Consider the following 24,405-nt stretch of genomic DNA (forward strand, 5'->3'; position numbering starts at 1 on the left):
CATTTTTGATATCGAAAATATTATCTTTGGTTATGGCAGGGAAAGTACTTTATACGATCGGTTATGGCTCTAGAGATTTTGAAAAATTTTTAGAATTATTGGTACGGTATGAAATTAAGTTTCTTATTGATGTTAGAACATCCCCCTATTCAAAAATGAATCCTCCTTTCAATAAAGAAAATCTAGATATTAAGCTTAAGGAAAATAAGATTAAGTATGTTTTTATGGGCGACTCTTTAGGCGGTAGGCCCAGAGATTTATCATGTTATGACGAAGAAGGGAAAGTAGATTATGATGTGATCAAAACTAGAAAGTTTTTTTTAGAAGGAATTGACCGGTTAAAAACAGCCTATTCAAAAAAAATTAAAGTCGCACTAATGTGTAGTGAGGGGAAACCATCTGATTGCCATAGAAGTAAATTGATCGGCTCCTTTTTGCATGCTGAGAAAATTGAAATTGAACATATAGATGAGAATGGAAATCTTAAAGATCAAGCGACAGTAATTAATGAAGTCACTAAGGGTCTTAATACTACTGATTTGTTCGGTAACCCTACTGGTCTAACATCTCGAAAAGCTTATCAATAAAATGGATTTTTTTACAATAGGTGTCTTCAACACCATCGAGCAGGTATTTTTCAATAAACTTATCGACAATAACATTGATACGTTTTGCGATATTAGGCAAAGGCGTGCGGTACGCGGTGCCAAATATGCGTTTGTAAATAGTACGCGATTACAAGACAAGTTAAGGACGCTCGGTATTAAATATGTTTATGTAAAAGAATTGGCTCCCACCGCCGAAATAAGAAGTATTCAGAAGGCTATCGATCAGAAGAAAAATGAATTAAAAACTCAACGGCAAGAATTGGGCGAAGCGTTTGCCAGTTCTTATAATGGTCTAATTTTAGATAAATTTGATTTCCAGCAATTGTTTGCACATTTCCAAGCATTGGGATCTCAACGTGTCGTATTATTCTGCGTTGAGGAAAAAGCAAAAGCTTGCCACCGATCTTTAGTAGCAAGTAAGTTATTACAACTTTATAATCAGGATGCTATTAAGGACCTCTAATTATGAAAACACTGATAGTTTCTAAAACACGCATGGTAAAAGGAGTTTGTGTAGGAGGATTGCTTTATGATGGCACTGGAATACGGCTTTTAGATATAAATGGCCATAATCAACCCAGCGACTGTCCTTATAATGTCGGTGAAATTTGGAATCTAACGTTTGATAAGAAAGCTGGACTTGTCGAGCCTCATTTAGAAGATGTAATGGTCTCAAAAGGACTACTCCTAGGTAATGAAAAAAATTTACTAACAACGTTAACCGATTCAATTGCACCGGAAATATGGGATGGCCCACCTAATGTATTGTTTGACAGCCTAATCCAATGGACAGGCAACGGAAGCGGGTATGTTTGCAATCGAACTGGTGTACCGGATAAAAGTGTTGGCTTTTTTAGGTCTGCCTGGGATTTATCTTTAGATGCTGACGGCAAACACTATACCTTTCAAAATCCGAATCCATTTTATCCGCCAAAAAAATTAAGTTATGTTGGGCTTCAGACGGCCCTGCCATTAATTTTGCGCGGAACATTACTACGAGTATCTTTAGCAAGATGGTGGAAACCGGAGGATATAGAAATCGAAGAACGGTGCTACGCTCAATTATCGGGCTGGTATTTATAAGACTGAAAACGAGAAAAAGGTTTTATTTATTGCAAAACCAAGTAAGTATTAATCGTAATATTCATTTTTCTTTTGCTACTTTTCTTTGCTAAAGAAAAGTAGTCCGGGCATCAAAAAAGGGCCATCGCCCTTTAATTATAATTCTATAACAATCCCGTCCTGACAGTCATCCGCTTCTTGTTCCGCTTCCTCTATGCTGTCTAAGGTTTTATTAACCCCGTTTTCATCCGTCACAATAACAGTGTATGCCGGGCCTCCGTGTGTTTCCATCACTACAAAGCTCATTTTTTAAAAATTACGGGGGATTTCTCCTCCGGTTAAATATCAGTTCATTTCAAACGTAGCCCTGCCATGTTTGGCAAAAGCTCGGCAAAGTTTAAATGCCGCCTGTGTTTTGTTAAAGCCATTGACAAACAGGATGGATTTCAATTTCGCCTCATCATTCTTGTGGTGCATCACATTCTGGAAATGTCCGGTGATCGCATTATATGCACCAAACAATGTGCCTTTGTGGTTTCCAGTTGTTGGGTTTCGTTGCTAAAACCATATTCACTGATTAATAACTACTTCAGGTATGTTTTCATTTTCCACACTTAAAGATAGTCAGTTAGCTTCTTTTAATAAAATTGATAGATACTCTGCTATCAATAAATGATAACTATTTATTATCTCTGTATGATGCTAAATTTCGGGCAGTTAGTACGAACCATATTTTGACAAATTTCAAGTTCAATATTTCAACGAAAGTACTACTGCAAACATCATTTATTACCAAAGATCAACAACCTTATACAACTTCCAATAAAGGGATTATAAGACGGCTCATAAATGATGTAGCCAAAATCCCGCAATTGGCGGATACATTTATGGTAGGTTACGATACTTCGGATATGCGTTTGGCGCATAATTTCTCTGCGGGAAATCGACACGGGATTTACCCGGCCATTCGCCAACCATCTTTGGAACAGGCTCATATATATAGCAAAGTGCCATACATTAATACGCTCATCACCAGCCATGATCCCGAACAGCTTGCTAAAGAAAACATCGTTATTCATGGCCCTTGTTTCCGTTAACTAAAGTGCTTTGAATATCCTGGTAGCGGTAATAATAAGTACCGCCGATCTTGGAATATTGTAGCTTACCTGTTGCCCGCAGCGTCAATAAAGTGCCTGCCGAAATTTTTAACAGCTTCCTGACTTCTGCGGCTTTTAACCATTCTTTGGGCGCTTCAATTTTTTTACCCAATAAGGATTTAATATCGTTAAGCAGGTCATTACGGAATGCCTGCAAATCTTCTTTTGTTATTACCTCTACACTCATCACTACCTCACTTAATAATTAAAAAAGGATGTGCCGCTAAACCCGCAGGTACACCTTGCTTCGGCTGTTGCGTTTAAAGGAGGGTTCATAGCGGATATAGCCGAATGAATGCAAATCCTTAATGCACCTGTGATACGTAGCCTGTGCGGAAATTTTTGCGATCCGCATGATCTCGTAGCTAAAGGCGCTTAGCGGGTTTGCACACTCGTTCTGCTGCCAGTATTGAAGTAATGCGGCATAGATACCGATATGCGTAGTACCTATGCGCGCATCCTTTTCAATCGCAGTGAAAAAATCCGTTAATGGTTTCATCCCCTCCATTCCTAAACTGCGTTTACTTATTCATGCCCGTTAGGACATGCGCATACGTTGACGTCTGGCCGGTTTGTCGTTCTGCTCGTTTTTTTGAGTCTTATTTTGATCCTGACTCGTTTGTTCTTTACCGGCCGACTGCCCCGGCTGATCATTAGCCTGGTTATTTTGTAATGGAACCACTTTGGCCCCGTCTGCTTTCTGGTCAAGACTGGTGTTTTGATTTTCGCCCTGTTCCTGTTTTTGCGCCTTTTGTACTTCGATCTTCTTAACTTCCAGGCGTTGGTTGTTGCTGTCGTAGAAATCAAAACCAGTCTGGCGGGGGTTTGCGGCCATTGTTCCCTTAATTTCCTGGTCATCTTTAATGATGGTCACTCTGGTAACATTGCCTTTTTCTAATGAGGCCAGCAAACGGCGGTAGTCGTAAATATCTTCCAGTTCTTTGATCGGATAGTTTTTGATTTCCTTTTCATGGTTCCAGAACATCATCTTTGGTAAAAAATTACCGCGCTCATCTGTTTTCTTAAAGTCCAGCGCGCGCCAGGCCGTATAGGTTTCATCCGTAGCTTTAAACTTCCTGTCTTCGCCTTCACCTACAGGTATCAGTTTATTTAATTCCTTATACACGGCGCGGGAATCCAGCATATTATACCGCTCTTTCAGCGTATAGTTATTTTCCTTCCCAACGAAATAGGTTTGTTTCAAGGATTCTTCCGCGCCCGGCTGTTTCAGTTCCAGATCGAACTTTTTAAAGAAATACAAGTCCCCGCCATTGGATTTACCAAAATGCAGGGTATTGTTTAATTCGTCCTGCCCGTATTTAATTTGATGCGGCACGGTAAACTCGTCCTTACCTTTTGCCATCCCTTCTTGGATAGCTTTAGCAGGTTCCTCCCCGAAGCCCAGGAACATGGCCTGGTTTTTCAGGTAATCATAATTTTTCATGTTAATTTCCATAGCAATTGAATTTTTAATGGTTAATCTTTCGTAATTAAATTGATCGGGATAGGTTGATACTTTTCAGGTCTTCGGGCCTTGTTTCCTGTAGCCGGTCATTATAGAGCGTTAATTTTTCGCTCTCCGGGTCGAAACGCGCATACAGAAAATGCCGGATGCCTTTCGGTTCATCCAGCGTACTAATCTCCTGCACGTTCCAGATTTTGGCCTGCAGGTCGTTATCATATTGGTAATTGGCTGTTTTAAGCGTTAGGCCGCTGTAACTTTCCGGCCAGCCCTCCATATCCTGTACCACCTCACGGCCCTTATACTGGCCGATCAGCAGGTAATCGTTTTTATCGGTATTATCCGTGTATTGCCTGACCTGTTCCTTAAAGCATTTTTCAGCTTCCGCTAAGGAAGAAAAGGAACCCACGACACGGGTACTGTGGCCGATCTCATAAACCTGGTGCCCGGCGTGCCGGTGACCGATCACATGGAACCGGTCAACTTCCTGTGCCGGGTCGATCAGTTTATTCCATTGTACAGGAAAAATAGTTTCAGCTTGCAGAAGCGGCAAAGCCTGCTCTGTGGTCTGTCCGGGTAAAAACTGAACTGACTGGCTGCTCATTGCCTCCTTTAATGAACCAAGCGGAAAATTAATTGTCGTAATCCCTTTGTCGGCATGATAAGCCTTTTGTAAAGCCTCGACCGGCATAAAGCGGTAGTCCAGGTATTCTTCCCTGACATCATAAGGGTCGTCCTCGTAAGGATAGGATCGGGACACGCCATTATCATTGCAATAAGCCTGCGCTTTGTCAGCAGATATAAACCCCTCGAAATCCGGCGGTCGCTGATCTTCGTTAGGCCTTGTGCTGAAAGCCGTCCAATTCCAGCCCGATGCTCCGGCGTTTTGCAAAAAACGGGCGATATCCCGCTGGCTTGTTTCCTGAATTTCCATCTGATGAACCCTTATAACCTGACCTCTCTTAGTTTCTTATTATCGCGCAGCAAAAGGGGATGCCCGTCTTTAAGCTTGGCTTTAATGCGCTTGACCTTTTTGGTAAAAAGCCCTTTGGCCGCGTTTACCCCGGCCCCGGCGAGCTGCGCACTCATCGACGGGTCAAAGCTCATAAACTCCATTCCTTGTACACCACCGGCCGCGCCGTCTTTAACCGCATCGCCGGTAACGGCTTCCGGCACGCAAATTCCTTCCAGGCCGTCCGTCATGTCAAACACGGTCAGGTCTACCGGCAGGATCATCGTACCCATACGGATGATCTTGATATTCATGGTCAGCCGCTGGTTATACAATTCACCACTGCCATAGATCAATTGTCCTTTAGGGATCAGTTGGCCATTGATCGTTACCGTATCGAGGAGCTTCAGGCGTACGACCGTGCCCTGCGTGATCTTTTGTTTGCCGTCGATCACGGCAGGTATAGCCTTAAAGCGTTTGTTTTCCAGTTCCTTAGCCTGCGGGTCGGTTTTTTCCGTTACCCGGTCAGGATGCTGAATGTCCATGATCTTTTCAAGCAGGCCATTCATTTGCTTGAGTTCAGGATCTTCCGCCTTTTCCTGGGTTATCTGTTGCGATTTGCTGACCGCATCGTTAGTGTTGACAGAAGCGGCAGTACTGGTTTTGACTGGTTGCACAGGTTTGTTAATAGCCGTTTGCAATTGCGCCAGTTTCTGATAGACCTGCGCTTCATTGGCGCCCTGCGTATTACCGCCTGTCAATTTGGACGGTTGAATAGCGGCGCTATTCCGCCATGCAGGTTGTGCATTAGCAGAAAGCTGAAGACCGGCAGCGGAATCAGCAGCATGGTGGTAATAAGGATCACTTTTCATTTGTTCCTTTAGCTTCACCGAATCCGCAGCCGCTTTATCATAATAACTGAGCTTGTTTAAGTCCTTGCCGCCTTTCAGCACGGCATCCGGCAGGTTCATGTTTAAACCTTTTGCGGTGTCGGCCTTGGCCTCAGCCGGGTTAACCTTACCGCCGCCCAATGCCCAAAAGAACATCGTTAAAAAGGGCAATACGAGTAAGGGCAGCGCCAGCAATACTTTTCGCTGGCGAAGCATCTTTGAGGATAATGTTTTCTTTTCCATAATTTTGATTTTTTATTTTAGTGATTGACCGTTTTTAAATCCTTATTTTCAAGCGTATTCCAGCGTTCTATGAGGAAGCCATGCGGGTTATTGTCGCTGCGGGACACATTCCGCAGGTCGCCCTCCGTCACCAGGCTTCGGGTAACGGTACTGGTCGTCCGGATAATGCTTTGAGTAGCGTAGCAACGAAAATGATAGGGATAGCTCCGCAGGTCTACCGATACGCTGTCCACCCCAATCTGCTGGCTGATGTTCCCGGAGATGATATTGGCGTAATAGCCGTTTTCTGAGAGGTTATCGTATTCTCGTTTTGCCGAGCCATCCGCGAGATAAAGCGCTTTAGTTACATTGGCCTGTATGACTTTATCATCCGGTGCCAGCGTAAAAAATAGCTGGTGAAAGGTCTTGACATGATCCCTGGCCTCCACCGCTACGTTATCCTTACGGTCGGCGGCATAGGCTTCCAGCACTTTGCCGTTGTAAAGCACATAAAGCCTGCTTTGGATCGTGGCGATCAAAGCCTTGTTCTGATATTCGATATAGCATATCGCTATAAAATAACCCACCGTCAGCACGATGACCAAACCGCGCAAATGCTGAAAAGCGGTTTCTATATTTCGCATTTTTTTAAACATAATTCCCTCCTGATCCCTTCCACTTTTGCGGAATACTTTTATAAATTGTTGATTAATTCAATGACCTAATGCACGTCAAGACTTAGGGGGTGAACCGGACAGTTTACTTTGGTTAGCTGTGTTACCGCCATTGTTACCCGTGTTATTTTGTTGCGGGGGCTGGCTTTGCGTGTTACTTTTAGAAAAGCTCTGCATGATTGCGCCGCTGGCATAGGACATGGCCATAGAACCGAGGGCGCTCGTCTTGGCGAACAGCGCATGGCCGCCCACATTCATGATATAGTTGGCGATGCTCGGCACGGTGAAATACCCGACGATACCGATCAGAAGAAAGATCAGGTAAGCCGTGTTACTGTTTCCGAACTCGTTTCCCGGCAGGTTACCGCTTTGCGCCGCCGCGATCATATTCTCCTGTATCTTGGCGATGATCGCCCCGAAAATATTGGCGATAGGCAGCCACATAAAAACGTTGACATAGCGGGCCACCCATTGCTTCAGGGTATGCTGAAAGCCGTCGAAAATGCTGAGGCCAAAGCAGAGCGGGCCGAGAATAGCCAGCACGATCAGCTTAAACGTGCGTATGGTATCGAGGCAGAGCGCCGCCGCCTGGAACAATACGTTCAGCACTTCAGCGATGAACTTGCGCGCCCAATTCTTAATGCTCCAGCCCGAAAAGGCATCGGATATAGGATTGGTGTTCGTCGCGTTGGCTCCCGAATTATCCGGGTGACTGTACTGGTACCACTTGTCGGGGTCGGAATTGGTGGACGATGGTTCCTGCCCTTCAGTTGTGCTTTGTGGTTTGTCGGCCAGCATTCGCGCAATGGCCTGGTTAGAATTAGTGACCATGCCCTGCGTAGCGGTAACCACCGGCTGTAACAGGCCGTTAATCAGGCCCAGCACCAGCGGGAAGAACGCAATACAAAACCCGATAGCAAAAGGGCGCAGCAACGGATAAATATCGACCGGCTCCGCCGCCGCGATATGTTTCCATATCCTGGCACTGATGTACCACAATGCCGCAAACCCGGCGATACCCCTGGCCACGCCGATCATCCCGCTGCAAAGCGGCATCATCTGGTTGTACAGGTTTTCCAATATACCCTGCAAACTATGCAGATCATCCGCGATGCCGGTATCCTGCGCATGGGACAGCAAGGGCAAAAGCGTGGCTAATGCTGCGAGTACCGCAGCCTTTGAAATGCTCTTTTTCATCATTAAATCAGTTGATGCCGTATAAATTTTTGAGTGTTTGCCGGTCGTTGGTTTCTTTTGACCTTTGCAATGCCGTCCGGTACGCCTGGTCGTTAAAGCGCCTTAAAAAACTTAACTGGCTGTGGCTGTCGGTATAGATGCGGTCAATCGCGGCAAGCCGTTCGGCATCGCTCATCCGCATCTGGTTATCGGTCATCACCATTGCCAGGTCATCAAGATTTTTAAGACTGGCGCTGATCAGATGATTATATACATCCATCATATAGCCGACCTCGTCCGGGTTAAAATGCTTATCCTGCCGGAAGGCAAAAGAAGCCGACTTATATTCGCTGATGAGCGAAGCCTGATCGCTGATAATGTCGGTGGCTCTCGGATATTTCCGCACGGTCGGACTAACGACCATCAGCCCGTCGAGAAAGGCCTCATGCAGACTGAAATTGCCCTGTGATACGTCCTTTACCGAATTGTAACCCTTGCTCAACACCTCATAGCCCTGGTACATCTGCTGTAAAATGCTTTTCAGTCCCGCCAGTTTCTGATAATCCAGCGTCAGTTGCTGAATACAATCCGCGATGGACTGTGCCCGGCTGCGCACCGGCACCAGCATGGTCAGCGCGAGTATGATAACCATGCCTTTTACTAATCTTTTCATCCCTTTCACCTTTATCCTTTCTGCTTTTAGCTTATTGTACGCCGTATAATTTTTTTAGCTGTTCCTTTTCCTGTATGGCCTGCTGCCTGCCCAAGGCGAGCTTCCTGCATTTACCTGTAAAATCCCCGGCAAAGGCATATTTATCTTTCACGCTGGCATATAGGCGATCCAGCCTGTCCAGTCTTTGCTGGTCGGTCAGCTGCATTTTACCGGGCGTCAGTACCAGGGTTAGCTCATCTACATCCTTTTTATCTTCTTTTAAAAGGTTATCATACACACTTTGCAGGTAGGCCAGTTCGTTCGTCTGCAATAATTTTTGCTGTTGCTGCCAGCTGATCTCTGCGGTAAAGCGGCTGATGAGCTGCTGTTGCAAATCAAGAATGGCTTTACCGTTGGGGTCGTTTGACACCACGGGGTTGACCTGCTCCAATGAATTGAAATAGGCGCTATGTAAACCGAACATACCGTTTTTCAGGTCCTGCGCCGTATTCAGCCCTTTTTGCGCAATGCCATAACCTTTTGTTAATGCCTGCTCGTAGATTTGCAGGTCTGCGATCTGTTCTGCCATGATCTTTTCCTTGTTGGATTGCTGACTGAAGAAACCGGCTAAAAATTGCGCTTTCACCTGCGTCAAAGCGAGGCCGGTGAAAAGAAAGGATAACGCGATTATTTTTATATGTTTCATTATTTTTAAGTTTAGAAATGCCTTTTGCCTTTTCAGCTTTTACCTTAATTAAGTCCGTACAGCTGTTTCACTGACAGCCTGTCCTGCTCGTCTTTCGCGCGGGCAAGGCTTACCGTGACGTTTTGCTGGTTAAACTGCCGCAGGTGATCGAGGTTGGTCTGCATACCTGCGGACGCTTTATGTATCCGCAGCATTCTTTCCGCATCATCCATTTGTGTGCTGAAGGAATTAACCGCCAGCAGCACTTCATTCAGGTTGCGCAGGCTTTCCTGCAGAATGCCGTCATAGATATTGCCCATGTAGCTGATCTCCTCTGCTGAAAAATGCTGATCCCGGTGAAAGAGCGCGCTGGCGTTCTGATATTCGCCGAGCAACTGTTTTTGCTGGCTGATGATATTTTTTACTTCATCATAATCGGAGATAATGGCTTTGACCTGCGCCAGCTCCTGGTAGTATTGCTGGTACAGATTCCTTTCCTTGTTCAGCCAGCCCGATATATCGTTCAGGCTGTTGAGGTGCAGGTTGTTTTCCAAAGCCTGTTCCGCATTTTGCAGGGCGATGGTCTGGTTTTGCAGTTGCTGCACTTTCAGGTCGAGCGCCGTAATGACTTTTTTTATGGCCGAAGTGAACAGCCCTACAATGGGTATCTGCGCCTGGGCTTTTTGCTGTAGGACGAGTAAAGCACAAAGGCTTACGGATATCATCATGATCTTTTTCATAGCCATTAGATTTGGGTGTAGTGTTCCAGGATACGTTCATCCGCATCGTTATATATTTCCAGGCAAACTGACCGGTGCAAAGGATTAAACATCAGGTAGCAGGTGCCACGGCCCAGCGCGGTGAGATGACCGTTAAAATGCCAGCCATAGCTCGCCAGCCAGTTTTCCTCACGGCTGTAGACGCCGCCATTGTAAAAGACCTGCGTGATCCGGAACAGGCTGCCATACGAACTAATGCCTAAAATCACCTTGCAAGGGCCGCCTTTTTCGTCAGCGTACTCACGCACATAAAGTTTCTTCATCGCCGCCAGGCTGTCCGCATGGTCACCCCAGTATTGTAAAACCGCACCAAGCGCCGCCCGCAGACGGCTGTATAAACTTTTCCTTTTCATCTTTTCCTCCTCTTTATAGTTATTTAATCTTTTGTCTTTCCTTCACCAGCATTTCAATGCCTTTTTCCATGCTGCCATATTTATCCGCAAATCCACGCACCTGCACCCGTTCGGTTCCTTCAGTCGTATAGGCATAATATTCCTGCGGGCACAGTTCGTTCTTATATACTTTCATCACCTGGCCGCCGATGTCGATATAGATCTCCCGGTTATCTTTATTGACCGAGAGCAGGATCGTTTTGCCTTTTTCACTCATGCCTAATACGTCCTGAAGTTTTTCGATCTTGCCCTGGAATTTCCGCATGTCCATCAGTACCTTGATGTCGGCATTATTGATAATGGCGTCCTTGATGATCGGTGAGCTGATCAGGTCATCGAGTTCCTGTGTAATGACGATAGGAATGCCGTTAAACTTCCGGATCGTTTTAAAAGCGTATTTCAGAAATTCGGCCATGCCGGATTTGGCAATCGCTTTCCAGGCCTCGTCAATCGTCAGTACCTTTCTCACGCCTTTCAGCTTGCGCATTTTGCTGATGAACAGCTCCATAATGATGAGAGTCACCACGGGGAACAGGATGGGATGATCCTTAATGTTATCTAATTCTATAACAATAAAGGGCTGATCTAACAAGTCCAGGTTTTCGCTGCCATTGAGCAGGTAATCAAATTCCCCGCCCTCGTAGTAAGGCCGCAGTACGTACAGAAAATTATTTACGTTAAAGTCGCTGTCTTTTACCCGCTGGCCTTTCAGCACTTCCACATAATACGTTTCAAGGTATTCGTAAAAGGTATTGAAGCAGGGGAACAGGCTTTTGTCTTTCGCCAGGTGCAGGTAATACCCTTGTATAGCATTGGAAAGAGCCACGTATTCGGAGCGGTTAAAACCTTCGTTCTCCTGTTTCCACAAGGCAGTTAAAAGCGCCTTTAAACTCTCCTTTTTTTCCGTGTCCAGGATTTCGCCCGCCTTGATATAAAAAGGGTTGAAGCGGATCGGGTTATCTTCGGTATAAGTGAAATAATACCCGCCTACCAGTTCGCACAGGCCGAGATAGCTGCCGCCAATATCTACCGTTACGCAGTGCGCGCCCTGGTCGAACAGGGAACGCAGGATATGGTTAACGGTCATGGACTTGCCGCCTCCCGATGTGCCGCAAACCAGCATCCCCATATTGGATGCGATGCCCTCCCTGCGCGGCGCATCGAAAAGGTCAACATAGACCGGCCTCCCTGAGCGGTCGCAAAAGCGGATACCCTCGTCGGGTTGCGCGCTTTTATAATTGCTTTCCAGGTTCAGGAAGCAGCAGGCCTGTTCCGCGAACGTATCGAAGGTGTCGTTGACCGGGAAGTCCGCCGCGTTTCCGGGGATCCCCGCCCACCATATTTGGGCGGCTCCCGTTGTTTCGGGTTTGGCGGCGGCATCCATACCCGCCAGCGCCGAGGCGACCTGATTTTTCATGTCCTTCAGTTCTTCAGGATTATCAGACCAGATCATCACATTGAAATGCGCTTTGACAGGCAGCCGTTGCTGGCTGATGGCCTCGTTTAAAAAGGCGTTCGTCGCATCCAGCGAAATGGCGTTTTCCCGAGAATACACCGACAGGGATTGCAGGCGCAGCCGCTTTTTTTCCAGTTGCTTGAGCGTGGCCTGCGCATCGCCCACCAGGATGAACTGGTTATAAACATGGTTGCAGGGCAAGAGCAGGCCGAGCGAGGCGGCGAAACTGACCGGGAACTTAGTTTTGTCCGTAGAATAAGCATCATAAGTGATCCGCGAACCGCACATGCCCGGCAGGTTTTCCGCATCGCCCAGCGTATAAAGCGCCGCCTGCTGATCGCCGATCTGAATGCCGTCCTGTAAGGCGATATCCTTATATAAAAAATGGTCTTCCCGTTCAGACAGGTAGCAGTACCGCTCGATCAGCCCGGTTTTACGCGCCTGGCTTTGCAGCGCACCCGCAGTTTGCCGGGTTAACCGAATCAGGCGGCTGTCTTCCAATAATCTTTTGAACTGGCTGGCCATGTCCACAAATTCACGTAGCGCCTGCGGCTTCAAGGTTTCCTCGGGCACCAGGGTAGGGCGAAGCAGGTTGGAAAACATGGAGCTGCTCAATTTCCGCCCGCTGCCCTTTTTGGTCAGCATGATATAGCAGTCATGCTGCATATAAGGCCTGCCGGAAAAATAACGCTCACTGCTTTCGCTCAAAAAACTGCCTTCTGTTTTCTTTTGCCCGGCACCGTAAAGCTGGCGGGTAAACCAGTCCTGTTTATGCAGCACGCTGTCTTTGGGCAGCAACCTGATCGCCTTGACCCAGGCTTGGTGTAAATTCTCATAATCCTCGTCCGAGAGCGTAAACACCTCCGGCAATTCGGCCTTAAACACGATGGTCACATCGCCCTGTTTCGACAGGATGCAGTCATGCTCCACACCCATAACGGGTAAAATATCCTTCAACTCTCTTTCCATCTGCACTGATCTTTTTCACGTTATTGTTTGGTAATTCGCCCCTGATGCCGCTTTAGAAATGCGGCCAGTGCGGGGGCCTGATGCGCCGGGCGATTTCCGCATGTTCTTTTTGCAGTTGTTCCCTGTTCTGCCGGATCAAAGCGGGCAGGCCTGTATCCGCCAGTGGGATGACCGCCGCCTGGAGGTCTTTTTTGGGCGGGTAACGGCGCAACAGGTCGTTCTCATCAACACCATAGCGGCGGGCGGTAGCCACCGGGTCAAGCCCGAGTTCATTGGGCAGCCTGATCTGTATTATGCTTTCCGGAAATTCCGTCAGCTTAGGATCGATGCTGACCACCTGTTTCATGGCCGGGTGGTAAAAAGCCTGGTAGTATTCCCCGTCAGTTGTGAGTTCAAAACTTTTCAGGCTGATCACCGGAAAGAAATACTTGGTATGGCGCAGTTCCTGCAGCCGCAGGTCGATGGTAAATTCTTCACCGGCGATATTAATACGCGGCAGCACACCGTTTTGGCGTTCCTTTAGCCAATCCTGGTCAACGATCACCTCGAAGTCGGTTTTGCCCTTCAACCGGTTTTCGGGAATGCCATATCTGACGGACATACCTTCCGGATCGAGTTCGGTCAGCGGCGGAATATCAATTACTTTGACCCTGCTTTGATCGATCAGGTCCTCTGCAGAACATTTCTCATCCGGGTCGTATAATAAGCGGTAAAATGTCCCGTGATCTTGCATGTTATTGATAAATGATATTTCGTTATCCTGATCGTTGGTCTGCCGTAAAACCTGTTTGTGTACATCTACCAGGAAGCTGGTGCCCTCGATGGTGAAAATCGGCACCTGCCTTAGCTTGTTCATTTCTTTTCCTCCTTATCTTTTGTTTGAAATAATCTCCGGCTGTAGGATTTCAGCACTTTTGGCACCTGCTTTTTGGCCATTGCTTTCATCAAGCCGTGTTCACCGTGCTTTTTGCTCATCACAAATATTTTGATGCTCATGTAGGTTCCGGACGAACCGATCACGGCCATGCAGATGACCGTTCCGGCACCGGCGATATACAGGATGGCGAACACGACCATCAGGATGATCACCATGCCACCGAAGTACCAAATATATTGCGCCCGCAATCCCTGGAACTCGATGCTTTTGTTAATGCCTTTGTTAATATGATAAATACTGTTGCTCATGTTGTTATGGTTATATTCTTGACCCTTGTTTATGACCGATGCGTTTAGCGGGCATGGTTTCAACCGATCTGACCGACGCGCCGTTGGCCCTGGCCAGTTGCGGTTTGCCCGCTTTTGGTTCATCCTGTTTTCAGGGCACTAATTGTCGCCTCTTAAGATGATGCCGACACCTCAGGCGCAGCTTCATTGGCATGGGCGACCGACAGTCCGTCTGCCTTAGTTGCTTCTCCTTTATCGTTACGGCGATCTGCCTACCAGACTCCTGAGTTCAATTTTCAATTGCTGTATTGCGCGGTCTTTTTCAAATGGCTTATTCAGCAGGTTTTCAAGTTAGGGAATGCTCTCATTCAGTCCGGCCAAATTCTTTTGGTGTTTCTCCAGCAAGCCCTATACCTTATCGCCAAAGCCGGAATATGTTTGCAGAATGGCGGCATCCGCATCGCTAAGTAGATTCTTCCTGATATTCCAGGGCAATTTTAATTGCCGGTATATTATCCCTTAATTTCTGAAACAGATTGTGAGCCATGATTCCGCACTTTTCTTTTCACTCTTGCTCTTTTGTTATCTTTCCAGGTATTCGGCGATCATACCGATCAGGGCATATTTCAGCTCTTTATCATCTTCGTTATCTTCAGAAAAGCTGAATACTTCAAATACGGGCTCACAAGCCCCTATAAGGCTGATTACTTCATAAGTAAGGATGCCGCTGTCTGCCATGTGCTGATATTCCGACTCAAATTCCTGTTCAAGCAATGACCGCATATACTCGAAACGGGATGGACGAAGATCCCGGGTGAGTTCTTCCAGGCACAGAGCTTCAATTACATACGCCGGACGGCTTTCGGCTTGTAGACCTTCGTAAAGTTCCTTGACTGATCCTACCTTGGTTTCGAGGTAATGCGTCAAACGGTGATCTTCCTGCAAAGCGATCAGCAGATCCAAATGGTTGTCCAACAGGTAGCTGTATAATTTATTAATGAGTAATTCCTTCATGATTACATTCCAAAAAATGATTTAATGATGGTTGCCACCACCACCAGAAAGATGCAGGAGCCGAACCACGCGGCAGCAACTTTACTGGTATCCTGGTCGCCCGCATTCCATTTTGAATAAACTTTAACTGCCCCGATCAGGCCGAGAATCGCACCTATTGCATACATAAGGTTGGTGCCTGATTCAAAATAACTGCGAACCTGAGTGTTCGCCTCGTTGATGCCCGCATTGCCATCCTGACTTTTGGCTATCAGGCTGATGATTAAACCAAACGCGGTTAATACACCTGTTTTCAAGGTTCTACCCTTCAATTTTTTACTCCACTTTTTCATCTTCACTTATCTTTTTTTTTAAAAATTCAGGCAAAAGCTTTCCCATACCGCCCGCAACCCGATTTTTTTTCGGGGCGGACGGTTAGGAAAGTCGGCTGGCTAGGATTACCCTTCTCCACCTACATCTTTGCTCTACAGCACAGGGGTTATCGGCGCGGCCTTATTTCAAAGTTTGGTTTGGGATTTACTTTGTTCCGTTGCCCGGCGGCCACAAACAATAAGGTCGCCGGGACGGAACTGGAAACACACAACACTAATCACTCCACCACTCATCTACTTCATCTTCACTTAGTTCTGCTGTTCCGGTTCTTTCGCATTCAGATACCACCAGCTCATTGATAGCTGGCCGATGCGGGGATTTTTTTAAACTGGCGTATGCTTTGAAAATATTTTTAAGCTGGTTCACCAAATTACCGGGAGCGTATGCTTTTTCTGATGCCCCATGAATGCTTCTTTTCAGCTTACCGATCAGTTCATCAGCATCCTCTAAGTCGCTATCTATATATTCATCCACTATAAAATTGTCGGGGATTTCCGGCTTAAGTACTGCCTGCGATTCAGCCTGGTAGACCAGTTGCTCCGGCAGGGTGTGAATGGTTGGGTTTTGGTCTCCCTTACGTGCGAATAATTCTTTGATGTCCGAACCATAAAAGCGCGCGGCTACAAATGCATAATAAATAATGAGTGCAACAATGACGGCCTCGATATAACCGGCCCATGAAAGGTGACTTAGCATGATCTTTAATTTTTAATTGTTATAAATCTTTTCTTCATTCGTTATCGCTACTTTTCTGAGCGTGTTTAACGATACAAAGGAACTATCCCCCGCATCCCTGTACAAGTACAACTTGCAGTTGTATCCTTTTTGTATCCTTGTACCCCATTGATAATCAGTAAGAAAAAAATAAACTTTAATATAGTTGGTTAAGTTCCCGTAAAAATTAATCGCAAAAAAAGCCCCTGTTTCCAGGGGCTAAATGTTAAAAATGTTAAATATCAATCTGCTAATATCCTCTGATCTGCCGGATAAGTTTTTCGAGAGCTGCAATAGCTACATCCTTATCTTTCTCCTCGGGATAATAAGAATTGCTTCTTACGCTTTCCCAGGACAAATCAGATTTGTTGGGTGTAGACAAGAAAGGTACAATGGTTTTAAAAACCTGCCTGATCGAGCGGGATATGATCATTTTGGTGTCATCGGCAGCTTTTAGAATGATTCCGATCTGATCAACGCTCAGATCAAGCAGGATTTTAAAAGAACCCGGAGTTGGTATAGCAGGGTTGGTTGCAGGCGGTAATGGGCCTGGAAGGTAACAGAAATACCTTTTTTCAATAGCCTTTGATAATTCATCCAGGTAATTAATAATCGCCGTACCCGCATCTCTTAAAACCGGATTTTCAGGGTAGTTGTCAAGATTATACTGCGATTGCTGTTTTAAAAGCGAAATTGCCGTGGTGTATTGTTGCACCACCAGTTTTTTCTTGTCGCTTGAAAGCAGGAAAAATGTTTGTGTTTTTAAATGTCTTAAAACCTGCCGCACTTCAGTTTCAAATTGTTCCTGCAATCTCGTTAATACATCCACCTGTAATTCAGCTACTTTACCCTTTGAAGGATTCAAAGTTACTTCGGTTACTTCATCTAACCAGCCAAACGGATAGTTTAGTTCTTCTAATCGTGTTTTCATACGCTTCTCTAATTAATCAGGGATTACCAACCCTTTAACTTCAATGCTTTATTTATTACTGTAATACACAGCGGCATCAGCCCACAATCCGGCAAGGCGCTGTAATAAAAAATGGCTCGAAACAAGTAATGGGTAATTCTGAGCATCACTTGCTTAGCCAAATAAAACCCGAAAACACAGCAAAACTAATGGGTAGTAAAAGCCTGGTAAATAATCAATTTGGGTATTTCTATTCATTAAATAGTGGTAAATTTTATGACAATCCGGCCAGTTTATGCGATTAGATCTGAAGAATTTTTTGGTTAGGCGTTAGAATTTTATTCTTCTGATTTAAGCAGATTAGATATTTTCGGGATAGAAAGGCTAAAATTCGTGCTGAAAGCGGTTTCTAACTACCTGAAAGTTCATTATTTTCCATAATTAGCATTCGCAGAAGGGAAATAAAAGTAATCGTTTAATGCCAGGGAAATGACTGGCTGTTCTTTTTTAAATTCGGGATCCAATATTTAAAAAGGAAATATATACAATGACTTATGGCTACCATTTGGACAGGCAGGCTGTTTTTAAGAATCCTTTCTATCATTCTGATTTTGTTAGGTTGGGTCTTAAAGTACTGGTTAAACCGTAGAAAGTTTTACCGGCGAAATGCGGCAGGGGTCGAAAGCTTCAAATCTTACGAGAAGATGAGGCTGACCGTGCTACTGGAAAATGTAGGCTGGCTAATAGGCAATATTTTGATCACTATTGGCATTTTGGCGTTTTTATTGACACTCCTACCTCCATTACAGCATTATAAACCGTTACCTGGATCGTAAAACGAAGCGTTAAGGTTCTTATGATGACCTATTGATGCGACTTTAAAGTGCTGAGCAAATTAATTTTTAAATATGGAAACAGGACAAGGTATTATTGAAAGTCAAATCGGAGAATTTTTTGGTGATGAGCCCTGGGCTCCGGCTGAAGAAGAACTTTTTAAATGGTTGATGTTTACTTATACACCACATGGAGGTACTATGAAGAATTTGGATAATGTAAATTTTCAACGGTTCAAAGAAAGGATTGGGCCATTGATGGAATTGGTTTACAGTAGGTTTCAGGCAATTGCATCGGAAAATAATTCCAAATGAGGAAAAAACTTAACTATATTCTAACTTCCTATCAATCAAAATCAATTAGCCACGCCAAAAGTTTAATATTTTTCATCGGTGTTAGTACCCTTTTTTAAAAAGTTATTTAAAGGCTTGAATTTATCGGAGTCAAAATGCCTGATCGTTGATTCGTAAATTTCTTCGTTATCCGGCCTTCCCAAAAATGACAGGAGTGTTCATCTCCGCATGCCGAAGCGCTTCGCCTCATAGCTGGCAGCAAGGATGCAAGTCAGTATCGACATTTGCCATCGGACAATGCCTTTATTAAGTAGGGTTTTAAGTTAAATCTCCTTGTTCTTTACCTGTAATTAGTCCTTTTACACCCAAAATTTCAATATAAACTTCCACGTAGGAATTACTTCTACCAATTAACTGTATATGTTTTTCAAAAAATCTTTTAAACTGACCGGACTCCTGCCTAGTAGTTGTTTCACATCACTTTTATTGGTATCGAATTCTCCGTTAGCGATCGCCCCACAGAACCTTGCAATGTACGCTGCATCATCTTCAGAAGCACCGGTCTGGATAAGCTGTGCGATATATGAACTTACCTTTGGTTGGTGATAAGCTATTATTTTTCCGGTAATCTCTGATAGCTGGTCAGCAATCTCCGCGAAGGAGAAAGCGGTTTCTGCAGCGATGGTATATTCTTTGTTTTCATGCCCACGAGTAGTCAATACAACGGCATTCGCTTCAGCCATTTCTTTTATTGGCAAAAAGGGAGTTCTGCCATCTCCGGCAGGAATGGAAATACCATTATTTAATATATCCTTTCCTATAAGAAAGGGGATCATGTCAGCATACATGGTATTATCCATTAAAGTATAAGGAATACCTATTTGCTTAAGATAATCAGCAGTGTATGCATGATATTGCACCTCTTCACCCATGACACTTTGATGTAAATTCTTCATGTCGAAACTCGTATAAATGATGTGGCCAACACCCGCTTCCCTGGCTGCGTTGATCGCATTTTTGTGTTGCTCAAACCTCTTGCTTATATCTGATGAAGAAGACACAAGCAGCAATTTATCCACGCCTTGGAAGGCACTTTTTAAAGACCCAAGATCCTGATAGTCGCCAATTTTGATCTGAAGTCCTTTTGACCTTAGTTCTGTCGACTTTGTTTCATCTCTTACTAATGCAGTAATGCTGTTTGGGGATACACCCTTGTTTAATAATGAATCAATGGTGGCTTTACCTAAATTCCCTGTTGCCCCGGTTACTAAAATCATATTTTGTGTTTTAAGATTAATTACTTTTGTTCTGTAAAGAAACATATATTGATTTTGAAAAGTAACCCTTGCTGTGGATAATAAGACAAAAAGCGGTAACCTAAAAGTGACTAATGGAAAAGGAATTAGATGATACTGACTGTCCGGTTACAGCAACGATAGCGCTGTTCGGAGGGCGATGGAAGCTGCCAATTTTATATATACTTTCAAAAAACACCAGACGTTTTGGCGAGATTCAGGTAAGAGTACCTTCTATTTCAAAAAAGGTATTAACCAACCAATTGAGAGAGCTTGAAGCTGATGGCTTGATCAGCAGGAAACAATACAAGGAGCTGCCTCCCCGGGTAGAGTACGCGCTCACTGATTTTGGAAAAACCCTTTGCCCTTTGTTAATTGATATAGCAGCTTGGCAACGAAAAAGCATTGATAATCTTACCAAGGTGAAATAAAGCTTTCCGATTGAAGGCGTAACCAAAACCCCTAATAAACATGTTTGTGAAGTAGCTGCTGGATATGGAAATCATTTTCCGTTACATTGATGAACTAATAGATAAAAAAGAGCGACCGAAAAGACGAAACCGATCGGCTTCAGGCCCGATAGCTTATAAATTATCCGAAGTTTTAATGCATCTACTAATGTGTAGTTACCACTTCGTTGATGCCTTTAGACAATAACCTTAGCTTGTTGATTATCGAAGTATCGGGAATAGACGCGGTATATATGATGGTAATATTATGATTGGTAGCAGTTACATTACTCCCTTTGTAAGGTGTCCATACTGATTTAGACGATGATATGGAATCAGCCTTGCCTATCTTATGATCTAAATAATCCAATAAAACCTTTTGCTTTTTAGCATCAAAGGCAACATAATAGTAAAAGTTATTGAAGGTCAGCCCTGTTGTTTTTTGAATGTTTTGTTGAGCAAATCCAAAACAGGTAATTAGTGTAGCCAGAAGAAAAATCGTCGCTTTCATATTATATTTTCAAGTTAATTGGTCTTTTTAATCAGGTGTTTTGCTAAGTCCATCTGTGCATCATCACCCTTTAAATATTCTGTGATATTACCTTGCACCTGATAGTCAGGTATAACACCATGTCCAAAAGGAATAGAGTCATTCGGCGTATCTAATACAAATTTGAGCAGCGGTATTCCAATTTGCAGTTTGGAATAAGGCAATTTTAAAACGATGCGATTTCCGCTGGTGTTTCCGTAATAGCCGCCCCCCGCTTCTTCACCTATGAAAATAGCATTTGTGTAATTTTTAGCTAAAGCCGCAAATTCAGAGCCGCCCGAGTAGGTTAAGCCACTGGTTAATATATACAGGTCTCCTGAAAAAGGATCAGTCTGCGGTTTTTCATGTTCTTCAATCCCCGGCTTTCTCAAAATTCTGCCATCTTTATCTAAGTAGTGTTCTCGTTTTAACATTTTTTCAAGTTTATACCAGTCATTTTTATAATCTGAATTGGCATAGAATGAGTAGCTAAAGGCGGACGCCTGAACATATTTGTATTTAATATAATCTCCTGTGATCAAATATGACAACAGATAATCCTCGAAACCTTCGTCGCCCCCGCCATTGTTCCTGATGTCAATAACTAAGTGATGAATGCCGTGCTTCTTAATTTGCGTAAAAGAGTCTTTTACGAACTGATGAAATTCCATTTTAGCGCCATCATACAGATAACTTGAAAAAGAATTAAAAGTCAAGACACCTGTATGAGTTGCAGTATCAAGCTTAAGTATAGCGGGTAAGGTGTATGTACTATTAGGAATGTTGCTTAATGTTTCGCGGTAGCTTTTATAGAATGAAGTATAAGTAACTGAAGGTATATCTGAATAAGTAAACTTCTTCCCCGTAGCTGGTTCAACTGCTTCGATTGTAAAATGATCAGCGGTTGGAAAACTGTAGGCATAATAACTCGAAAACTTTCCATTCTCCTCTATCCACCGGTATTTGCTTGTTGTATTAAATCCGTCGGAAGGTTCAAAGCTCAAAAATCTTTTCATTATATGGCCCATTGAAACGCCATTAATGCTGGTTAACACGAGGCCTTTAATCTTGATATTGCCCAAATCGTTAATGATAAATGGCAGGTTATTTAAAAACTTAAGATGGATCGGGAAATATTTAGCACTAAAACCCATATACGCCAATGCCTGATCACCTAACCTTGTATAAGTGTGTCCTTCTTTTGTAAAAGCAACTACAGGAGCTACAATATTATAAAAATCTAAAGCGGTCATGCCGTTGGTAATTAACATACGCTGCGCATTACATATACTGTCAAAGGCGGGTTTGGAATTATACCAATACAGGCCGGTGTGGGCTTCCTTTAATGCTGACACCAGTAAGTCAAAGTCCTTGTATAGCTTATCCTTACTAATTTTGGTCAATCTTGTCTTTTTGATTTTATCAAGCAGGGGATTCCACCTGGTATCTTTTCTAAGTGTGGTCAGATCTTTGTCGGTAGTTAATAAGGTATATTTAAAGAAGCTTATACCAACTATAGTCTTAAGAGTTTTAAAAGCACTATCCGGTTCGAGAGCTAAAGCCCATGAGCAGGCCTCATTATAAACTTCGGATGGGTCGGGTTCAGTTACAGACCGGTTGGCAGCTGAATAAGCAACGGCGGCATTTTTATATTCCTTTGCGTCATATAGTTTTTTTGCGTTGCCAATTTGCTCGCTGAAAGATAAAGACTGGCCATTGGCCAAATCACTATATAAAATTAATATAAGGAAAAATAGGATTGATTTAATTTGAGTACTTTTCATTTGCAGCGGGCCTGATGAATTGGCTATGCCACAAAAATAGCTGGGTTAAGGCAAGAATAATTGAACATAATTAGCCTTTTAAACGATGTGTTTAAATTTTACGGAAATCTTTTGGCACAAACCCCGTATGCATTTTAAATGAACGGGTGAAATGTGCCTGGTCAGCAAAGCCGCAGGTATAAGCAATCTCAGTAAGCGATAAGGATGTCGTTTTGATTAGGTTTATCGACTTTTCAACTCTGATGGATCTTAGATAGCTGCTTAATGTTGAGCTAAAATATTGCGGAAAATACCTTGAGATAGTTACTGGATGGACACCAGCTTTATGGGCAAGATCCTGAAGATCAAAGCGGACATCCCATTCATCGTTAAGTATCTCTTTTAAACGTAACACCCAAAGGGGTAATTTGCCAGAATAACTTTTTAAGTCGGCGTTCACCGGGTGAAATAATTCATACAGTAATAGTTGTAAGGACGCCTGACCATATCCATTTTTGTCATGAATTTCATGGTATAGCTTTAGCAATGTAAACTTAGTTTGACGATTCTGAAGCAGTCGTTCCAATAAGACATCTTCACTTAAAGTCATCTCGTGAAGCAAACTATGTTTTAAGTCTAAATTGATTTTTTTTGTGCTGGCGGCATACGCGTTACAGCGATGCATTTCACCGGCTGGAATAAATTTGATGTCGCCTGGAACCCTTTTATAGTGTTTACCTAAAAGATCTTCTTCATGCACTCCGTTTAAAAGAAAGCTAATGCTAGCGTTTTCATGACAATGCCATTCTTCAAAAATCCGTTTATCACTGTATTGTGTTAATGCAACGAAACCGCCATCTATCGCTTTTGAAACAGAGATGTTTCCCAGGAATGTTTTTGAAGGCATTTCTTTCATTGGCATCAGTGTATAGTTACGGTCTAAATTACTTTTATTCTATTAAATATGACCATAATCTCAACGAAACTCTTTCGTTAAAGGATAGTATGTTTTTCCATCCGGTACATTATTTCAACTCTGAACATCTGAATGATGCCCTGAAAGTCCCTTTTAAGGAAGTTGCAGAAATGTGCGCATTACTAAACTTCTTACCTTCGTATTGCCCGGCACAATCACCAACACAGTAAAAGCATTGAGGGTAAAGGCGCTAAATTTTATATAAGTTTATAATATGCAGCCACGTAGATAACGGCTAAGCTTTTTTCTTACTATAATATTTCGTTCGGTGTTTCTCAACCCTTTCGACTTCGGCTTTTATCAGTTGTTTTCGTATAACTTTCATAATGTAGCTATCGTCGACATCCAACACAAGCGAAATTCTAATGATCTCTGAGGGAGTAAATTTATCAGGATGGAATAATTTTGCCCCGTATCTTCCTTGATTTATACCCGCTAATGCAGCAATTTTAGTAGAGCTGAGTTTTTCTAAATCGCTCATCTTTTCAATTTTGCCATTTTCGAAAGCAGCTTTAATTATCGCTAAATCCTTATCCTTCTGTTGTGCTTTAAATTCAGCGTTATCTTCTTCCATAAGTGTTAAAACCCAATTTCGGAAGAATTAATAATCATGTCTTTTTTTAATTACACATGAGTAATTAAAAAATTACTCATGTGTAATCTTTTTTTCTATCTTTACTTTTAATCAACATATAATTAGAAAAGGTAAATGATTTAAATAATTTTGCAGCATCTTTTTAAAAGTAAATAAGGTGCTCACCAAGAGCCTCGCTAACCACACGAACGTAGGAAATTCAATGGAAGCATAGAGGACAAGTGAGCGCCTGGTAATACACCTGTAATTTTTTACAGGCTACCAGGCCTACTTGCGATTTAGCTTCCCAGTATTGCTTTCGGGCAATAAAGGCAAAGTGCTTTCGAGTACAATGCCTTACCGATCCTACGCGGGCTGTCGT

The 24,405-nt window shown here is 43.6% G+C and carries 31 protein-coding genes; 6 read left to right on the top strand and 25 right to left on the bottom strand.

The window, feature by feature from the left end; translation table 11 throughout:
• The first annotated feature begins 32 nt into the window (after window positions 1-32).
• Genes BLS59_RS26885 through BLS59_RS26895 form a run of 3 tightly spaced genes read left to right on the top strand, consistent with a single transcriptional unit; the run spans window position 33 to window position 1,691 of the window.
• On the top strand, window positions 33-587 hold the full coding sequence (locus BLS59_RS26885; protein WP_091155438.1) for a DUF488 domain-containing protein: 555 nt from the start codon (window positions 33-35) through the stop codon (window positions 585-587).
• A 1-nt stretch (window position 588) separates the two neighbouring features.
• Window positions 589-1,071 carry a DUF488 domain-containing protein gene (locus tag BLS59_RS26890; protein ID WP_091155441.1) on the top strand — a complete coding sequence of 161 codons (483 nt, stop codon included), beginning with the start codon at window positions 589-591 and terminating at the stop codon, window positions 1,069-1,071.
• Between the two features lie 2 nt (window positions 1,072-1,073).
• Entirely contained in the window at window positions 1,074-1,691 is a 618-nt protein-coding gene (locus BLS59_RS26895; protein WP_091155445.1) for a dual OB domain-containing protein, read from the top strand.
• Between the two features lie 135 nt (window positions 1,692-1,826).
• On the opposite strand, the gene BLS59_RS32100 is transcribed toward BLS59_RS26895, so the two are convergent.
• A complete protein-coding gene (locus BLS59_RS32100) occupies window positions 1,827-1,976 on the bottom strand; it encodes a hypothetical protein (RefSeq protein ID WP_205411362.1) in 150 nt (49 codons plus the stop codon).
• A 39-nt stretch (window positions 1,977-2,015) separates the two neighbouring features.
• Complete coding sequence (locus BLS59_RS31870; RefSeq protein WP_162842785.1) at window positions 2,016-2,192, bottom strand: hypothetical protein; 177 nt, start codon at window positions 2,190-2,192, stop codon at window positions 2,016-2,018.
• A gap of 212 nt (window positions 2,193-2,404) precedes the next feature.
• Here BLS59_RS31870 and BLS59_RS31875 point away from each other — a divergent pair, with 212 nt between their 5' ends.
• On the top strand, window positions 2,405-2,767 hold the full coding sequence (locus tag BLS59_RS31875) for a hypothetical protein (protein WP_205411363.1): 363 nt from the start codon (window positions 2,405-2,407) through the stop codon (window positions 2,765-2,767).
• Here the strand turns inward: BLS59_RS31875 and BLS59_RS26905 are convergent.
• The 18 genes from BLS59_RS26905 to BLS59_RS26990 all read right to left on the bottom strand — a co-directional run bounded on the left by BLS59_RS26905 (window position 2,742) and on the right by BLS59_RS26990 (window position 17,331).
• Window positions 2,742-3,014 (bottom strand): helix-turn-helix domain-containing protein, encoded by a 273-nt coding sequence (locus BLS59_RS26905; RefSeq protein ID WP_091155452.1) that lies wholly within the window; start codon window positions 3,012-3,014, stop codon window positions 2,742-2,744. The two genes, BLS59_RS31875 and BLS59_RS26905, sit on opposite strands and share 26 nt — an antisense overlap.
• Before the next feature lie 36 nt (window positions 3,015-3,050).
• Entirely contained in the window at window positions 3,051-3,326 is a 276-nt protein-coding gene (locus tag BLS59_RS26910; protein ID WP_205411364.1) for a hypothetical protein, read from the bottom strand.
• 39 nt (window positions 3,327-3,365) lie between these two features.
• The gene (locus BLS59_RS26915) at window positions 3,366-4,283 is read right to left on the bottom strand and encodes a hypothetical protein (RefSeq protein WP_091155458.1); all 918 of its coding nucleotides are present in this window, start codon (window positions 4,281-4,283) and stop codon (window positions 3,366-3,368) included.
• A 34-nt stretch (window positions 4,284-4,317) separates the two neighbouring features.
• Complete coding sequence (locus BLS59_RS26920; protein ID WP_091155462.1) at window positions 4,318-5,223, bottom strand: hypothetical protein; 906 nt, start codon at window positions 5,221-5,223, stop codon at window positions 4,318-4,320.
• Between the two features lie 11 nt (window positions 5,224-5,234).
• Window positions 5,235-6,374: a conjugative transposon protein TraM gene (locus BLS59_RS26925; RefSeq protein WP_091155465.1), complete on the bottom strand. Its 1,140-nt coding sequence runs from the start codon at window positions 6,372-6,374 to the stop codon at window positions 5,235-5,237.
• A gap of 17 nt (window positions 6,375-6,391) precedes the next feature.
• Complete coding sequence (gene traK, locus BLS59_RS26930; protein ID WP_317039796.1) at window positions 6,392-6,997, bottom strand: conjugative transposon protein TraK; 606 nt, start codon at window positions 6,995-6,997, stop codon at window positions 6,392-6,394.
• A gap of 87 nt (window positions 6,998-7,084) precedes the next feature.
• Entirely contained in the window at window positions 7,085-8,224 is a 1,140-nt protein-coding gene (traJ, locus tag BLS59_RS26935) for a conjugative transposon protein TraJ (protein WP_091155472.1), read from the bottom strand.
• A 7-nt stretch (window positions 8,225-8,231) separates the two neighbouring features.
• Window positions 8,232-8,876 (bottom strand): hypothetical protein, encoded by a 645-nt coding sequence (locus BLS59_RS26940; RefSeq protein WP_091155476.1) that lies wholly within the window; start codon window positions 8,874-8,876, stop codon window positions 8,232-8,234.
• A gap of 31 nt (window positions 8,877-8,907) precedes the next feature.
• Complete coding sequence (locus BLS59_RS26945) at window positions 8,908-9,561, bottom strand: hypothetical protein (protein WP_091155480.1); 654 nt, start codon at window positions 9,559-9,561, stop codon at window positions 8,908-8,910.
• Between the two features lie 44 nt (window positions 9,562-9,605).
• Window positions 9,606-10,280 carry a conjugal transfer protein TraI gene (locus BLS59_RS26950; RefSeq protein WP_091155763.1) on the bottom strand — a complete coding sequence of 225 codons (675 nt, stop codon included), beginning with the start codon at window positions 10,278-10,280 and terminating at the stop codon, window positions 9,606-9,608.
• Window positions 10,281-10,285: 5 nt separating this feature from the next.
• Entirely contained in the window at window positions 10,286-10,672 is a 387-nt protein-coding gene (locus BLS59_RS26955; RefSeq protein ID WP_091155484.1) for a hypothetical protein, read from the bottom strand.
• A gap of 19 nt (window positions 10,673-10,691) precedes the next feature.
• Window positions 10,692-13,136 (bottom strand): TraG family conjugative transposon ATPase, encoded by a 2,445-nt coding sequence (locus tag BLS59_RS26960; protein WP_091155487.1) that lies wholly within the window; start codon window positions 13,134-13,136, stop codon window positions 10,692-10,694.
• Window positions 13,137-13,188: 52 nt separating this feature from the next.
• Entirely contained in the window at window positions 13,189-13,992 is an 804-nt protein-coding gene (locus tag BLS59_RS26965; RefSeq protein ID WP_091155491.1) for a hypothetical protein, read from the bottom strand.
• Complete coding sequence (locus tag BLS59_RS26970; protein WP_091155767.1) at window positions 13,989-14,321, bottom strand: DUF4133 domain-containing protein; 333 nt, start codon at window positions 14,319-14,321, stop codon at window positions 13,989-13,991. Before BLS59_RS26970 ends, BLS59_RS26965 begins: the two co-directional genes overlap by 4 nt.
• A gap of 561 nt (window positions 14,322-14,882) precedes the next feature.
• Complete coding sequence (locus tag BLS59_RS26975; RefSeq protein ID WP_091155496.1) at window positions 14,883-15,314, bottom strand: DUF1896 family protein; 432 nt, start codon at window positions 15,312-15,314, stop codon at window positions 14,883-14,885.
• 2 nt (window positions 15,315-15,316) lie between these two features.
• On the bottom strand, window positions 15,317-15,646 hold the full coding sequence (locus tag BLS59_RS26980) for a DUF4134 domain-containing protein (RefSeq protein ID WP_091155500.1): 330 nt from the start codon (window positions 15,644-15,646) through the stop codon (window positions 15,317-15,319).
• 253 nt (window positions 15,647-15,899) lie between these two features.
• Window positions 15,900-16,382: a hypothetical protein gene (locus tag BLS59_RS26985; protein WP_091155503.1), complete on the bottom strand. Its 483-nt coding sequence runs from the start codon at window positions 16,380-16,382 to the stop codon at window positions 15,900-15,902.
• Between the two features lie 268 nt (window positions 16,383-16,650).
• Window positions 16,651-17,331, bottom strand: coding sequence for a hypothetical protein (locus tag BLS59_RS26990; protein WP_091155506.1), 681 nt, complete (start codon window positions 17,329-17,331; stop codon window positions 16,651-16,653).
• 887 nt (window positions 17,332-18,218) lie between these two features.
• Here BLS59_RS26990 and BLS59_RS27000 point away from each other — a divergent pair.
• On the top strand, window positions 18,219-18,458 hold the full coding sequence (locus BLS59_RS27000) for a hypothetical protein (protein ID WP_091155512.1): 240 nt from the start codon (window positions 18,219-18,221) through the stop codon (window positions 18,456-18,458).
• Between the two features lie 389 nt (window positions 18,459-18,847).
• Here BLS59_RS27000 and BLS59_RS27005 read toward each other — a convergent pair whose 3' ends face one another.
• Entirely contained in the window at window positions 18,848-19,714 is an 867-nt protein-coding gene (locus BLS59_RS27005) for an SDR family oxidoreductase (RefSeq protein WP_091155517.1), read from the bottom strand.
• A 113-nt stretch (window positions 19,715-19,827) separates the two neighbouring features.
• On the opposite strand from BLS59_RS27005, the gene BLS59_RS27010 reads away from it, so the two are divergent.
• Window positions 19,828-20,163 carry a winged helix-turn-helix transcriptional regulator gene (locus tag BLS59_RS27010; protein WP_091155522.1) on the top strand — a complete coding sequence of 112 codons (336 nt, stop codon included), beginning with the start codon at window positions 19,828-19,830 and terminating at the stop codon, window positions 20,161-20,163.
• A 184-nt stretch (window positions 20,164-20,347) separates the two neighbouring features.
• Here the strand turns inward: BLS59_RS27010 and BLS59_RS27015 are convergent, their stop codons facing one another.
• From BLS59_RS27015 to BLS59_RS27030, 4 genes are all read right to left on the bottom strand, one after another.
• Entirely contained in the window at window positions 20,348-20,692 is a 345-nt protein-coding gene (locus tag BLS59_RS27015; protein WP_091155525.1) for a hypothetical protein, read from the bottom strand.
• 14 nt (window positions 20,693-20,706) lie between these two features.
• Window positions 20,707-22,494, bottom strand: coding sequence for a S41 family peptidase (locus tag BLS59_RS27020; RefSeq protein WP_091155527.1), 1,788 nt, complete (start codon window positions 22,492-22,494; stop codon window positions 20,707-20,709).
• A 91-nt stretch (window positions 22,495-22,585) separates the two neighbouring features.
• Window positions 22,586-23,395 (bottom strand): AraC family transcriptional regulator, encoded by an 810-nt coding sequence (locus tag BLS59_RS27025; protein ID WP_091155530.1) that lies wholly within the window; start codon window positions 23,393-23,395, stop codon window positions 22,586-22,588.
• Between the two features lie 289 nt (window positions 23,396-23,684).
• Window positions 23,685-24,023, bottom strand: a complete 339-nt coding sequence (locus BLS59_RS27030; protein ID WP_091155533.1) for a hypothetical protein — start codon at window positions 24,021-24,023, stop codon at window positions 23,685-23,687.
• Window positions 24,024-24,405: the final 382 nt, after the last annotated feature.

The organism is Mucilaginibacter pineti, from assembly GCF_900101875.1.
GTDB classification, from domain to species: Bacteria; Bacteroidota; Bacteroidia; order Sphingobacteriales; family Sphingobacteriaceae; genus Mucilaginibacter; species Mucilaginibacter pineti.